The organism is Chryseobacterium sp. JV274 (assembly GCF_903969135.1).
In the GTDB taxonomy this organism is placed as follows: domain Bacteria; phylum Bacteroidota; class Bacteroidia; order Flavobacteriales; family Weeksellaceae; genus Chryseobacterium.
The window spans coordinates 471,758-486,105 of sequence record NZ_LR824569.1; the positions used below are offsets into that span (position 1 = coordinate 471,758).

The following is a 14,348-nucleotide window of genomic DNA, read 5'->3' on the forward strand; positions in this document are numbered from 1 at the left end:
AATGAACACTACAGAAGAATTTTATGAAATTATCGCCTCTGCCATCGCCATAAAAAAAGAATTGGTAGATGAAAAACTAACGTATCAGGAAATCCCGGAATGGGATTCTATGTCTCATCTTCTTATCGTAGAAGCGCTTGAACAGTTTTATCAGATCAAATTTGATTTTAATGATATTCTTGAGATGGGAACCGTCGGGAAGATTCGCGAAAAAATGAAAAAATACGAAGTATTCGTAGAAAACTAAGCATATGAAAATTTTAGAAAATGTAATTGCCAATAAGAACTTGGGGTTTACAGATGCTTCCACCGGTAAAACAATACCGGTGGGAACGCTGTACCGGTCTTTAGGCTTAAATCCGGTAGAAAAAGGGCTGCTCTTTTTGTACAATGACAATCAGCTGTCCAGTATTGAGGTACTCCTCAATTTTTACGGAACAGCGCACACCATTGCGGTACTGGGACAAAAGCTACATGAAGAATTCAAAGAACGTATCGAGGCAGAATACCGTCCGAAATATATCTTTGATCCGCAAAGAGAAGCTATTGAAGGATACAGCCTGAAAGAATTCTCAGACCACATCAGAATCTTTGCAAAGGATGACTATAAGAGTGAAGTTACAATTCATCCTGACATTAAAATCCTTTTGAGTACTTCAGGGACAACAGGTGTTCCGAAACTGGTTAAATTATCAGATGAAAGCCTTTATCAGAATGCTTTGAGCATCCTTCAGTATATGCCTGTTCAGGAATCCGATGTGGTTCCTTTAAACGTTCCTATCAACTTTGTATATGGATTCTCTATTTTCACCACCAACTGTATGCGTGCCGGAAGAATTGTCTGTACAGATAAAGACATTATGCAGAAAGCATTCTGGGATGAAATGGAAGAGTATGGCTACAGTACTTTGGGCGGAGTTCCTTTCCTTTATGAGAACCTGAACAGAATAGGATTTTTCAGAAAAGATTCTCCAAGCCTAAGGTATTTTACTCATACCGGAGGCGTAATCAATGCTGAGCTTAGAAAAACCATTTTCTCTTATTGTCATGAATTTAAAAAAGAATTCTTTGCGCAATATGGTCAGACCGAAGCAGGAGGAAGAATGGCTTATCTTACCACAGAAGGATTGCTGGAAGCTGAAACTTCTATCGGAACTCCGGTACACAACGGAAGTTTCAGAATTGATACTGAAACCGATGAACTTCTCTTCTCACACATGAGTATTTTCGGAGGTTATGCCAATAAACTGGAGGATCTTGCCACTTATGAGCAACCTTCCGTACTCCATACCGGAGATACCGCCAGAAAAGGGGAGAACGGAATTTATTATATCACAGGAAGAATAAAGCGTATCATGAAGCTTTTCGGAATACGCCTTAATCTGGATGAGGTAGAATTCATTCTTAAAAATGAAATGCAGGGCAATACCTTCGTATGTCTGAATGCCAATGATAAAAAAATCGTTGTGTTGTATGACAATCCGGACATTGATCCTCAGATCATCACCGAAACCATTAAAAATAAACTGCGTATCAACCCGCAATATGTACGCGTCGAACTTATAGAATCATTTCCATTATCACAAAACGGTAAAATAAACTATCCCCTGTTACAAAACTTACAGCATGAAAACATCTAAAACCCTTATATTACTTCTTGGTCTTGCTTTATCTTCAAACTCGCTTTCTGCACAACAGGGCGACAGAATTCATGGCAAGATCATGCTGACAGAACAGGCACCAGTAAAAAATGCAATTTTAAGACTTGTCAATACGTCTTATCAGGCAAAAACCAATAATTTAGGAGAATATTACTTTGAAAATGTACCACCTGGAGAATATACGCTTCAGGTGGTTTTAAATGACATCGAACTGATGAGGGAATCTATCCATATTCAGAAAGATGTCCACGAAATTCCTGCGATTTATGCCCCATTACACAATAATGTGATTGAGGGAATCACTGTATATGCAGTGAGCAGAAATAAATTTCTGGATAGAGATAGCACTTCAGTAGCTAAAATGCCTCTGAAAGTTCTTGAAAATCCACAGGCTTATACAAGCATCAACCAGCAGATCATGAAGGAACAGCTTACTTACGATATCTCGGAAGTACTGAAAAATGTTCCGGGTATGGTCAAAATGCAGGGAAGCCCGGGAAGAGGTTCAGGAGACGGAAGTTTCTATTACAGCCTTAGAGGTTTCCCAACCAAAGTATCCATGGTAGATGGTGTTCCGGCAAATACCAATGGTGAGATAGATCCTGCCGACATTGAGCGTCTGGAGGTGATCAAAGGGCCTTCAGGAACTCTATATGGAGGTGCTGTAACTTCTTTTGGAGGTCTTATCAATGCAGTAACCAAAAAACCAAAAGACTATTTCGGTGGCGAGGCTTCTTATCTGATGGGAAGCTACAATCTGAACCGTGTAACCGCTGATGTTTATGGTCCCATTACAGAATCCCGAAATATACTGTTCCGCTTAAATGCAGCGTATCAATATCAGAATGGTTTCAGAGATTCTGAATTCAGAAAATCATTTTTTGTAGCACCTACGATAAGTTATCAGGTTAATGACAGACTTAAATTTAACCTTGGAGCTCAGATTTACAATTATGAAGGAACCAATACACCGATTATTTTCCTTCCGAGAACAAGAGCTTATTTTGCTCATAATCCCGATGAACTTGGCTTCGACTGGAAAAGATCTTACTCCAATAATGATATGACCTTAAAAGCTCCGTCAATCAATGTAAAAGCAGAAGCTGTCTACAAAATTGCAGATAAATGGACTTCACAGACCTTGCTTTCAAGAAACTTCAGAAAAACAGAAGGTTTGTACCAATATCAGTTTATCAGAGGAAATACCAGTGATGCAATGTTAGAACGTAATGTACAGTGGCAGAATTCAGAAGCTTCTTCTACAAGTGTTCAACAAAACTTCAATGGAGAATTTAACATCGGAAAAATAAAAAATAAAGTCTTGATAGGATTAGACTATCTTAACCAGACAATTAATAATAACCATTCTCCAATTGTGGTATTCGACAATGTGGATGGACAAAACCTGACAGGCAGCTATGGAAGTATTTCCAAAGATCTTGCTCTTCAGAAAATTCAGGCCGCTACCCAAGCCGCTATTCTTGCTGGTAAAACACCTTTGGTAAGAAATACCACTGCCTCCAATCTTTATGGGGCTTATATTTCAAATGTAACTCACATTACTGACCGTTTGACTACATTGATCAGTTTGCGTATGGACCATTATGAAAGCAAAGGCCAGCTGAATCTGAACGATAACAAACGTGCAGGAGAATTCAACCAAACAGCGTGGTCTCCAAAAGTAGGTGTTGTTTACCAGATTCTTAAAGATCAACTCTCTGCTTATGGTAACTATATGAATGGTTTCAGTTATACAGCACCTGTTACGCAGCAATTGGCTGATTATAGCGGAGATATGAAACCACAGATGGCGAACCAGTGGGAAGTAGGAATCAAAGGAAACCTTTGGAGAAACAAGATTAACTTTACCGTTTCATATTACGACATTCTTGTTGACAATATCCAGAGAGGAACCGGAGTCATCCGTGACGGAAAAGAATACAGTATTGTTATTCAGGATGGACAGCAAAGAAGTAAAGGGATTGAAATCGAAACCATCATGAATCCTGTTCAGGGATTGAATATTATGGCGGGATATGCCTACAACCACAGCAGATATGAAAAAGCAGATCCAGCTGTAGATGGCCGCCGTCCGGAATCTGCAGGTCCAGCGAATGTATTCAATTCATGGATCAGTTATATTCTTCCTATCAGAGGATTTCAGGGACTTGGAGTTGGCTTTGGGGTAAACCGTGTAGGAAAACAGATTACCGGAAACAAGGTAGTTACCGGACAGTTTGCATTTCCTGCCTATACTTTAGTCAATGCTTCCATTTCTCTTGAAAAAGAAAGATACAGATTAGGATTTAAAATGAATAATCTGGGTAATGTACAATATTTTGCAGGGCAGGGAGTGGTAGTCGCACAGATGCCTCGTAATTTTGTTGCTGAGGTTAGCTTTAAATTTTAAGAATGAAGTTAAAGTTTAGAAAAATAGCATATCAGTTACATCTATGGCTCGGACTAACGTCCGGGCTTATAGTTGTTATTATGGCTGCTACAGGATGTATCCTGGCTTTTGAAGAAGAATTAAAACACATTGTTCACCCCAACAGATATTTCGTTGAAAACATCGGTAGAAAAAAACTTGAATTATCTCAACTTACGGAAAAAGCAGAAAAAGCACTTCCTGAAGGGTTGAAAGTCAAAAGAGTGGTAATGTCTTCCGATCCCTCGCGAACCTATGTCTTCCGAACGCTGAAAATGGATGAGGAAGCATGGACGTATTGGGGGACTTATCTTTATTATTACCGGATTTATGTAGATCCCTACAATGGAAAAGTGCAGGAAGTAGAAGATGCCAAAAAAGATTTCTTTGAAATTGTGCTGGATCTCCACAGAAGACTTCTGCTGGGAGAAAAAATAGGAAAAACAATTACCGGTTATTCCACATTGATTTTTGCAATTATCCTTTTATCGGGGCTTGTGATATGGTATCCCCGTAAAATGAGTAAAACCATGCTGAAAGGAATGTTTTTCATTAAAACATCAGCCAATTGGAAAAGGATCAACTATGACGCTCATAATGTGCTGGGTTTCTATGCTGTGATTCCTTTACTCTTAATCTCTTATTCCGCATTGATATGGAGCTTTGAAGATGTAGACAAATGGGTAAAGAATACACTGAACGGAAACACTACAGAAAAGAAAGCCAAAAGTACCATCCCTTCCGAAGAACTTTCAGACCGGAATAACATCCTCAATCTGATTGGAAATACCATGGAAAAAGGACTGAAAGATAAGAAGTCAGCACTTATCAATTTTCCAAGATCGGAAGAGGGAACGTATTATGCTGAACTTACTTATGATGGAAGACAATACAGAAATGAACATTTTAATTTTGATCAGTATTCAGGAGATATTTTAAAATCTCAATCTTATAAAAACAAAAATATCGGATATGGAACCGCATTAAGAGAAAGAAATTATGATCTTCACACCGGAAGTATCCTGGGACTGACTACCAGAATTATTTATTTTCTGGCGGCTGTTATCGCACTATCACTTCCCATTACCGGATTTATCATTTATTTGAATAAGAAAAAGAAGAAACCAAAACATAAGAAAAACAAAGTAATTTTTCCTTCTCATTATCAGTAAAGGCCTCTGGAAAGAGGCTTTTACTTTTTTTTAAAACCACAAAAGTCACAAAAGTTTTATTTTAAAAACACATTAGTTCACTTAAGTAAGTTTAAAAAGATACCGCAGAAAAGTTCACATAAGAAGAAAATCAAAGATTTTTTCAAAACTTAGGTGTACTTTATTATGTATGAAATTTAGCTTTAAAAAACTTAATCGGTTAAGAACTTTTGTGACTTTTGTGATCAAAAATAATCAATTTAAAAGGTTAGAACTTCATATTATCCAGTATCAATTTTATCGAAGATAAAATCCTCGCGCCTTAAAACACATTGTTTTGGCCCTTATTTGCGCCTTCGCGTTTTCCAACTAATAAAATAATCAGTTTATCAATCCCTTCACATTTTTCGAAAAAACCTCAATCCCTTTGTTCATCTCTTCAAAATTAAGATCACCAAACCCCAGTCGCATGGCGGTAAGACCTTTATTCTGATACAACAGTGTTTTAGGAATGAAAAGATTATCTTTTGCACAGTTTCGGCTCAATTGCATCAGATTCAGTGGAATATTCCATTCCAGCCAAATGGCAAGACCGCCCGAAGGTTTCTGAAAGGAGATAAAATCACCCAGGTTTTCTTCCAGAAGCGCAGAAAAATAATCACGCCTTTCCTGATAAACTTTTAAAGATTTTTTCAGATAGCGGTTGATTTCCCCTTCTGCAATCATTTCTCCAAGGGCTCTTTCCATTAGAATATCACCCTGACGATCGATAATTCCAAGGTATTTACGCATTTCTGTCATCAGATTTTCAGGAGCCACGATAAATCCTGTCCTGAATCCTGGAGCCAAAGATTTCCCGAAAGAACCGATATAGATCACCATTCCATTGGTATCAGCACTGGCTAAAGGAAGAATGGGGCTTTTATCGTAATGAAATTCATAATCATAATCATCCTCCAGAATAATAAATCCATATTCATTCGCAAGTTCCAATAATTCAAATCTTCTCTGAGCGCTCAAAGCAACAGTAGTAGGATAGTGGTGATGAGGTGTCAGATAAAGCATTCTTATTTTCTGCTTTTTACAGGCTTCTCTTACACTTTCTACGATAATTCCTTCCTCATCAATAGGGATAGAAACAATATCAACCCCCGCTTTCATAAAAATCATATTGACGGAAAAATAACTTAAAGCTCCTACTAATACAATATCGCCAGCCGAAAGAAGAATTTCGGAAACAATATAAATACTCATTTCAGTACTTCTGGTAATGAGCAGATTGTTCTTGGAAATAGGGAGTCCACGGGAGAGATTCAGATATTGTGATAAATGTTCTTTAAAAAACTCACTTCCATCATGATTATAATGTCCTAAAGCCTTCTGATTGGATTTACGCTTCAGAATAGAACTGTAAAACCGGGAATGCTGCCCGATCTGCGTCAAACGGATATCAGGCACTCCATCATTAAAGACATATTCACAGTCCGAATGTTCAAAAGGATTATCAAGAATATTGGATGTTTTGAATGAAAAACCGGTCGATATTGGATAGTTTTGAAGGTTATTTTCCTCAAAATCGTTCACTTTTACAGGTTTTTCCTGATCCTTTCCAATGACAAATGTTCCTTTATTCGGAAAACTCTCTGTCCAACCCTGAGCCGACAATTCATCATACACAGTAACAGCTGTATTTCTATGGATTTCCAGCATTTCACTGAACGTTCTTGTTCCCGGAAGTTTCGTTCCAAAAGGTAAAAAGCCTCTTTGAATAGCATTGATCAACTGATTCGCAATCTGCAAATAGATAGAAGTCTCTGATTTTCTATCAATCTTTATAAAACTTTCGTAAGGAATCTTAACCGGACTATCCATAATATCAAAACTGGCACCATACAACCATCCGGCAATATACTACTTTTGACATCAAAATAAAAATCTATGGAATTTCATCATCTGTTAAAAAAAATTGTACAGGAAGGAAGTACCCACGCCAAATGGCTGAATACACTTTCTTTCATGGAAAATGCCGGTGCAAGAAAAATATCAAAATGTGAACATCCAACTCTGGTTTCTCAGATCCAGCTGAAACATGCTGCTGAAGAGCACCGCCATGCTTATTATCTAAAAAAACAGATCGGGAAAATAGATCCTGAATTATGTAAAACCTACGAAAGTACAGAACTTCTGGCTCCCATAGCAACAAGCCAATATCTTCACTCATTGGACATTAAAGCCTGTCGTTATCTTCAGAAAGCTTTTAATCTTAATAAAACAGATATTAAATATGCTGCATACCTTTTTGTAACCTATGCTATTGAGGTACGTGCTGATGAACTTTATCCTGTCTACCAGCAGGTTCTTACCGAAGCTTCTTCCAGAATTATGGTAAAATCTATTATTCTTGAGGAAGAAGGCCATCTTGAAGAAATGATCAACCAGCTTAATGAATTTTCACCAGACTGGAAAAAGCATGCAGACCATGTTTTAACAATAGAAAAAGACCTGCACGAAGAATGGATTAATGCTGTTACAGAAGAAGTAGCTCAGTTGAATTATGCTTAGTAATAGCAATCGCTTTCAGGAATCTCTTAACAAAAGAAAAGAGGAAGGAACATTAAGACGTTTGCGACTTCAATCTGATGGAATTGATTTCTACTCCAATGACTATCTGGGATTTGCAAAAAGTAAAGAACTTCAGCATTTACTACTGCAAAAGATTACAGATAATCCTCAATTGCTTTCAGGAAGTACAGGTTCGAGGCTCATTAGTGGAAACAATGATATTGCGGTTTCTGTAGAAAATTATATTGCTCAGATGCATCAGTTTGAATCTGCATTACTTTTTCCGTCTGGATATAATGCCAATCTGGCCTTGTTTTCTACGCTTCCCAGCCGTCATGATATAATTATTGTAGACGAACAGATTCATCGGTCGGTACATGATGCCTGCAAACTGTCGAATGCTAAAAAATTAAAGTTCAGGCATAATGATCTTGAGGATCTTGAAAACATTTTAAAAAGACAGGAAAACCAATGCTATATTGCCATAGAAAGTCTTTACTCTATGGAGGGAGATTTTGCTCCTATTCAGGAAATTGCTGAGCTTGCTGATCAGTATAATGCCTATTTGATTGTTGATGAAGCCCATGCATTTGGAGTTTTCGGATATGGATTGATTGAAAAATATCAGTTACAACATCAGGTTTCAGCAGTTGTGGTGACCTATGGAAAAGCACTCGGATCCCATGGAGCAGCAATCCTCTGCAATGAAACAGTAAAATCTTATCTGATTAATTTTGCGAGTCCGTTCATTTATAGCACATCCGCACAGGATTTTCAGTGGATGAGTATAAAAACAGGATATGAATTTTTAGATCAAAATCATGACCTGGCGATAAAACTTCAGGACAATATTAAAATTTTCCGAAGCCAAAATCTAGAGTCTCCATCAATGGAAACAAGCCCGGTTCAGGCTATTGTAATTCCTGATAATCAAAAACTGAAACAATTACAGGATACTTTATCTGAGGAAGGATTCTTAGCCTATGCGATATATAGCCCCACAGTAAAAGAAGGAAGTGAACGATTGCGGATATGTCTTCACAGCTTTAATACAGAAAAGGAAATTATAAAACTGACAGGAATCATTAAAGAATTTATTTAAAAGAAAAGAGGAGAAATAAAGCAATTTTCTCGAAAAACTTCCAAACCCCGGAACACGAATCCCGAATCTCGAAACACATGAAATTATTTATAACAGGAATAGGAACCGAAATCGGAAAAACAGTCTGCTCGGCTGTTTTGGTTCAGCATTTTAAAACAGAATACTGGAAACCCATACAGTCCGGAGATCTGCAGTATACGGACAGTGATAAAATTGAAGCATGGACAGACACGAACTTCTGCCATCCGGAAACTTTCCGATTACAGCTGGCCGCATCACCACATCAGTCCGCAAGAGAAGAAAATATTACCATAAATCTGAATGATTTTCAACTCCCAAAAACCGGAAACCCATTGATTGTAGAAGGAGCAGGAGGCCTTATGGTGCCCTTATCTGACTCTACATTCATGATCGATCTGATAGAAGAATTAAACCTTCCGGCTGCATTGGTAGTCAGAAATTATCTCGGATGTATCAATCACAGCTTATTATCAATCATAACATTACAACAGAGAGAGATCCCATTGGAATATTTAATTCTTAACGGAGATTTCCCGGAAGATACAGAAAGAGTAATCTGCAGTTTTATTGAAAAAGAAACAAAAATTATAAAGATTCCCGAAATCAACACTACTGATAAGGAATCTATAAAACATGCTGCAAAGCAATTAACAATAACAAAAATAGGATAATGGATACAAAAACAACATTGAGAAATACCTGGACTAAAGAAGAGATTGAGGAAATTTATCATCTTCCTCTGATGGAACTGATCTATAAGGCAGCCACCGTACACCGCGAATGGCATGATCCTTCTGAAGTACAGATCTCCACTTTATTATCCATCAAAACCGGCGGATGTCCTGAAGACTGTTCATACTGCGGACAGGCAGCCCGTTATCACACGAATATCAAAGTACAGGCTTTGTTGCCAACTGAAACTGTAATTGCCCATGCTCAGAAAGCAAAAGATTCCGGATCTTCAAGATTCTGTATGGCTGCAGCATGGCGTGAAGTTCGTAATAACCGTGACTTTGACAGGGTGATTGACATGGTAAAAGGCGTAAATGATCTAGGCCTTGAAGTTTGCTGTACACTGGGAATGCTTACTGAAGAACAGGCTATCAGACTACAGGAAGCAGGATTATATGCGTACAATCACAATCTTGACACCTCTGAGCAATATTATGAAGAGATCATTTCTACCAGAACATTTGACAACAGGATCAATACCATCAACAATGTAAGAAATGCAGGAATCACCGTGTGCTCCGGAGGAATTATCGGACTGGGTGAAACCCACAGAGACAGAATTTCAATGCTTCTGACATTAGCAACAATGCCAAAACATCCGGAATCTGTTCCTATCAATGCATTAGCAAGAGTAGCAGGAACACCTTTAGAGGATAATGAAAAAGTAGATACCTGGGAAATGGTAAGAATGATTGCTACCGCAAGAATCGTAATGCCGTCTTCTATGGTAAGATTAAGTGCCGGCCGTATAGAAATGTCTGAGACAGAACAGGCTTGGTGCTTTATGGCAGGAGCCAATTCCATTTTCACAGGAGAAAGAGAAACATTATTGGTAACGCCTAATCCGGGAGTTTCTGAAGATATGCAGATGCTTCAGACATTAGGATTGAAACCTATGATGAAAAAGGAAACCTGCTGTTAGATAATTATGAATGATGAATGATGGGCTGGATCATTAGTATTATCGCTTTTATTATAACATTGATAAATACCTTAATCAATATTTAACGCTAAGATTCGCAAAGAAATATTGATTAAATGTAAAAATATTTCGTTCGCAAAGGCATTCTATTCAGCAAGGCAGAATGTTTATTATTGCTTAGTGAAGCGCCTTTGCGAACTTAAAAACAGCATACAAATTAAAAAACTTAGCGATCATAGCGTTAAAATTAAAGTACTACGTCACTCATTTTTACTCTTTACATCAATATATGAATACAATAACAAAAGAAATCAGCCTGCAGCAAAGAGATAAAGCGGTCAACTGGCATCCGTATACGCAGATGAAAACAGCTGACGATATTATTCCTATTGTAAAAGGAAAAGGAATTTACCTGTATGATAACGAAGGGAAAAAATATCTGGATGTCGTTTCATCTTGGTGGGTGACTTTGCACGGCCATTCTCACCCTTATATTGCACAACGTGTTTTTGAACAGTTAAATACACTGGAACAGGTTATTTTTGCAGGATTTACCCATGAACCCGCTGTAAAGCTTTCTGAAAATTTACTCAAACTTCTTCCGGCTGGCCAGAAAAAGGTCTTTTATTCGGATAATGGCTCTACAGCAGTAGAAGTTGCTTTAAAAATGTGTATTCAATATGCATACAATAAAGAGAAAAAGAAGACGAAGATTTTAGCTTTTAAAAATGCTTATCACGGAGATACTTTCGGAGCCATGTCTGTAAGTGGAAAAAGCTTCTGGACAAGACCTTTCGAAAGCATGCTGTTTGAAGTTGTTTTTATTGATACACCCAATGCAGAAAACCTGGAAAGCCTGCAAAAACAGATTAAAGATCTGGCTGATGAAGTGGCTTGCTTTATCTATGAGCCATTAGTTCAGGGTGCTGCAGGAATGTTGATGCATAAAGCAGAAGACCTTGGCCAGCTAATGAAATTCTGCAGGGAAGAGGGGATTCTTATGATCCAGGATGAAGTTTTTACAGGATTCGGAAGAACAGGTAAGCTTTTCGCAGCAGATTATCTTACAGAAAAACCGGATATTATGTGTTTTTCAAAAGGACTTACCGGAGGAACTATGCCAATGGGAATCACGACTTGTTCTGATGAAATTTACAATGCCTTTCTTTCAGATGATCGTCATAAAACCTTATTTCACGGGCATTCGTTTACAGCCAATCCTTTAGCCTGTACAGCGGCTCTTGCCAGCATGGAACTATTACTTACAAACGAAACTCAAATGAATATCAACCGCATCACTCATCAACATTCAGAGTTTGCAAAAGCACTTGCTTTTCATCCTCATGTAGAAAAGGTTCGTCAGATCGGGACTATTTTAGCTTTCGATTTTAAAACCGGGAATGGTACTTCTTATTTCAATGAAATAGGGAAGAAGCTTTACAATGAATTCTTAAAAAGAGGGATTATTATGAGGCCGCTGGGGAATGTAATCTATCTGGTTCCGCCATATTGTATTACTTCCGAAGAATTGGATTTTGTATATCAGAATATTATGGAAGTTCTGGATCAGTTTAGAGATTAAACGATCTCTTCAGGTAATAATTTTTTTTAATTTTTTTAAACCTTATAGATTTCCAAAATCTATAAGGTTTTTAGGGTTTTATATTCAGCGTTTTATTTTCGCAATAATTGCCTGATTGTCTTAGAGCTCTTGCTCAGCTTTCTTTAAAATACCAATCAACTCTTTCAATTCTTCTTTACTGAATTCAAGCAAATTCTGATTATAATGGCTTGACGGAATTTTTATATAGTTGACCCAGGATGAAAGTTTCTCACGATAAACACTCCCAAATTCAATATTGCTCATGGTGACAAATTTATATTTGGTTTCCTGATTCGATTTTTCATTTTCTTTCTGTTCCACAGTATGAAGAGCCTGGATAAGCTTCCCCAATTCATTTTTATCAATCGTAAGGGTCTTTTTCGATATTTGGTCAAAAGTTTCATATTCATACATTATCCCCAGAAAAGTTTCTGATAAGTTATCCGAAGCGTCTTTTGTTTCAATTTTTTGAATATTCAGGTTTTTAAACTTACCTACATTAATGATTTTCTTCTCAATTAATGTCCCTTTTCTAGAATTGATGGGAAGTCCGCGAGATGTTGTTGTAGATCTTTGAACAGGAGGTGGTGCAATTTGAGCAGCTGCCCATACACCTGATACACAGGAAATCATAATGATGATTCTTTTCATTGATAGAATTGTTATTAGTTTTTTAAATATATATTTTTTCTACTTCTTAATTAGCTTTTTTGTGGAAAATCTTCCATTTTCAAAAATAGTTTTTACAAAATACACTCCTTCAGAAAGGTCAGAAACATCAGCATTATTTTCTATTACAGTTTTTAATAATTTTCCACCAACAGAATAGATCTCTATTTTATCAATTTTTTCTTTTGATTGATAAGTTAAATGATTTTGTACTGGGCTTCCAAAAGTAATTTCAGGATTATTTTTTACCGTTCCTTTTGTTGCTAATGTAGCAGTACCGTTTATAAGATATTTTACAATATTTAATGTTTCTCCATCGGTGCTCACAATGATATTATTATCAAAAACCTTTATTGCGTTAATATTATGATAGACTAAATTAGGATCATTTTCTATATATTCTCCAAATACAGGATCAACAGTTCCATTTTGATTTAGCTTAGAGATATAATAATAAGTGTAGCCACTATTATTAAGGTCAGCAAAGCCCGCAATATAATAAGAACCATTTTTTTCATAGATATCACGGAATTCAAGTCCAACAATACCATTATAATTAAATGTGGTATCTGGTGTACCATCGGCATTAAGCCTTCCTAATGCAGGTGGTGTCTGCCACATTAAATCATTCTTTGCATATACAATTTTATTGGCAGAATCTACTTTTACAATACTGGGGTCACCACTAAACAAAACTTCTCCATTGTTACCAAAACCAGTCATAGGCTGCCCGTCAACAGTGTATTTTTTTATTGTACCATTTCCAAAAAAAAGAAGATTAAGCTGGTTATCTAAAATGATCCGAGGAAGATAAGGACTCTGAAAAGGATTCTGTTGATAAGTCAGTATTTCTCCGTTATTCCCAAAGCTATTGTCTGATGTACCATCCGAATTTAATCTTAATGTATGAGTTTTCCCGTCAGTTTGTCCAAAAGAATCCATACTTATTCCTGAAACAAGAATTTTATTTCCCTGCTGTATAAGATTAGTTAATTCAAAAGAAACTGATAAATTAGCTAATACCTTTATTCCTCCATTTCCAAATGAAGGGTCTAACTGCCCATTCGGAAGTAATCGAATTACATCCAAATAACACATATTGTTTGTAGAACCATATCGTTTGAGCAGTAAAGTTAATTTATCATCTGCATGTCTTATAAATCCAGCAAGAGAACCATCATTGTAATTCAATGCAATGTTGCCATTCGTGCCAAAAGTCATATCTAAAGAGCCACTGTAATTTGTCGCTTTAGAAATAATTAATTGGTTGGTGCCGGTATTATAGGATTTATAGAATACTGAATTTGTCGCTGCAGTCAATTCTCCTGCATAAGAGCTTCCCGTTCCTAAATATGAGCTTCCTGCTGGAAGGGTATAAATCCCGTTCGAAGCAAACGCAGGATCTTTGGAAATAATTTGTGCAAAAGAAGCTTGTGCCACGAGAGTAAGCACAAATAATAATTGTTTTTTCATTGTTTGGTTTTTTTAATAAAATTT

The 14,348-nt window shown here is 36.9% G+C and carries 12 protein-coding genes; 9 read left to right on the forward strand and 3 right to left on the reverse strand.

Annotated elements, in window-relative coordinates; genetic code table 11:
- Position 1: 1 nt before the first annotated feature.
- From CHRYMOREF3P_RS02220 to CHRYMOREF3P_RS02235, 4 genes are read left to right on the forward strand one after another with little or no spacing between them, the layout of a single operon-like run.
- On the forward strand, positions 2-247 hold the full coding sequence (locus CHRYMOREF3P_RS02220) for an acyl carrier protein (protein WP_047374822.1): 246 nt from the start codon (positions 2-4) through the stop codon (positions 245-247).
- Positions 248-251: 4 nt separating this feature from the next.
- Entirely contained in the window at positions 252-1,640 is a 1,389-nt protein-coding gene (locus CHRYMOREF3P_RS02225) for an AMP-binding protein (RefSeq protein ID WP_180563747.1), read from the forward strand.
- The gene (locus CHRYMOREF3P_RS02230) at positions 1,627-4,071 is read left to right on the forward strand and encodes a TonB-dependent receptor (RefSeq protein ID WP_180563748.1); all 2,445 of its coding nucleotides are present in this window, start codon (positions 1,627-1,629) and stop codon (positions 4,069-4,071) included. Before CHRYMOREF3P_RS02225 ends, CHRYMOREF3P_RS02230 begins: the two co-directional genes overlap by 14 nt.
- Positions 4,072-4,073: 2 nt before the next feature.
- Positions 4,074-5,261, forward strand: coding sequence for a PepSY-associated TM helix domain-containing protein (locus CHRYMOREF3P_RS02235; protein ID WP_180563749.1), 1,188 nt, complete (start codon positions 4,074-4,076; stop codon positions 5,259-5,261).
- 360 nt (positions 5,262-5,621) lie between these two features.
- Here CHRYMOREF3P_RS02235 and CHRYMOREF3P_RS02240 read toward each other — a convergent pair whose 3' ends face one another.
- A complete protein-coding gene (locus tag CHRYMOREF3P_RS02240; RefSeq protein ID WP_180563750.1) occupies positions 5,622-7,112 on the reverse strand; it encodes a PLP-dependent aminotransferase family protein in 1,491 nt (496 codons plus the stop codon).
- 66 nt (positions 7,113-7,178) lie between these two features.
- Here CHRYMOREF3P_RS02240 and CHRYMOREF3P_RS02245 point away from each other — a divergent pair, with 66 nt between their 5' ends.
- From CHRYMOREF3P_RS02245 to bioA, 5 genes are all read left to right on the forward strand, one after another.
- Positions 7,179-7,802, forward strand: a complete 624-nt coding sequence (locus CHRYMOREF3P_RS02245; protein ID WP_077417391.1) for a hypothetical protein — start codon at positions 7,179-7,181, stop codon at positions 7,800-7,802.
- Entirely contained in the window at positions 7,795-8,904 is a 1,110-nt protein-coding gene (locus tag CHRYMOREF3P_RS02250; protein WP_180563751.1) for an aminotransferase class I/II-fold pyridoxal phosphate-dependent enzyme, read from the forward strand. Before CHRYMOREF3P_RS02245 ends, CHRYMOREF3P_RS02250 begins: the two co-directional genes overlap by 8 nt.
- 77 nt (positions 8,905-8,981) lie before the next feature.
- Positions 8,982-9,596: a dethiobiotin synthase gene (gene bioD, locus CHRYMOREF3P_RS02255; protein WP_180563752.1), complete on the forward strand. Its 615-nt coding sequence runs from the start codon at positions 8,982-8,984 to the stop codon at positions 9,594-9,596.
- The gene (gene bioB, locus CHRYMOREF3P_RS02260) at positions 9,596-10,579 is read left to right on the forward strand and encodes a biotin synthase BioB (RefSeq protein WP_077417385.1); all 984 of its coding nucleotides are present in this window, start codon (positions 9,596-9,598) and stop codon (positions 10,577-10,579) included. Before bioD ends, bioB begins: the two co-directional genes overlap by 1 nt.
- A 289-nt stretch (positions 10,580-10,868) precedes the next feature.
- The gene (gene bioA, locus CHRYMOREF3P_RS02265; protein WP_077417383.1) at positions 10,869-12,161 is read left to right on the forward strand and encodes an adenosylmethionine--8-amino-7-oxononanoate transaminase; all 1,293 of its coding nucleotides are present in this window, start codon (positions 10,869-10,871) and stop codon (positions 12,159-12,161) included.
- 120 nt (positions 12,162-12,281) lie between these two features.
- Here bioA and CHRYMOREF3P_RS02270 read toward each other — a convergent pair whose 3' ends face one another.
- Both CHRYMOREF3P_RS02270 and CHRYMOREF3P_RS02275 read right to left on the reverse strand, forming a co-directional pair.
- Positions 12,282-12,833 carry a hypothetical protein gene (locus CHRYMOREF3P_RS02270; RefSeq protein ID WP_180563753.1) on the reverse strand — a complete coding sequence of 184 codons (552 nt, stop codon included), beginning with the start codon at positions 12,831-12,833 and terminating at the stop codon, positions 12,282-12,284.
- Between the two features lie 39 nt (positions 12,834-12,872).
- Entirely contained in the window at positions 12,873-14,324 is a 1,452-nt protein-coding gene (locus CHRYMOREF3P_RS02275) for a T9SS type A sorting domain-containing protein (protein ID WP_077417379.1), read from the reverse strand.
- Positions 14,325-14,348: the final 24 nt, after the last annotated feature.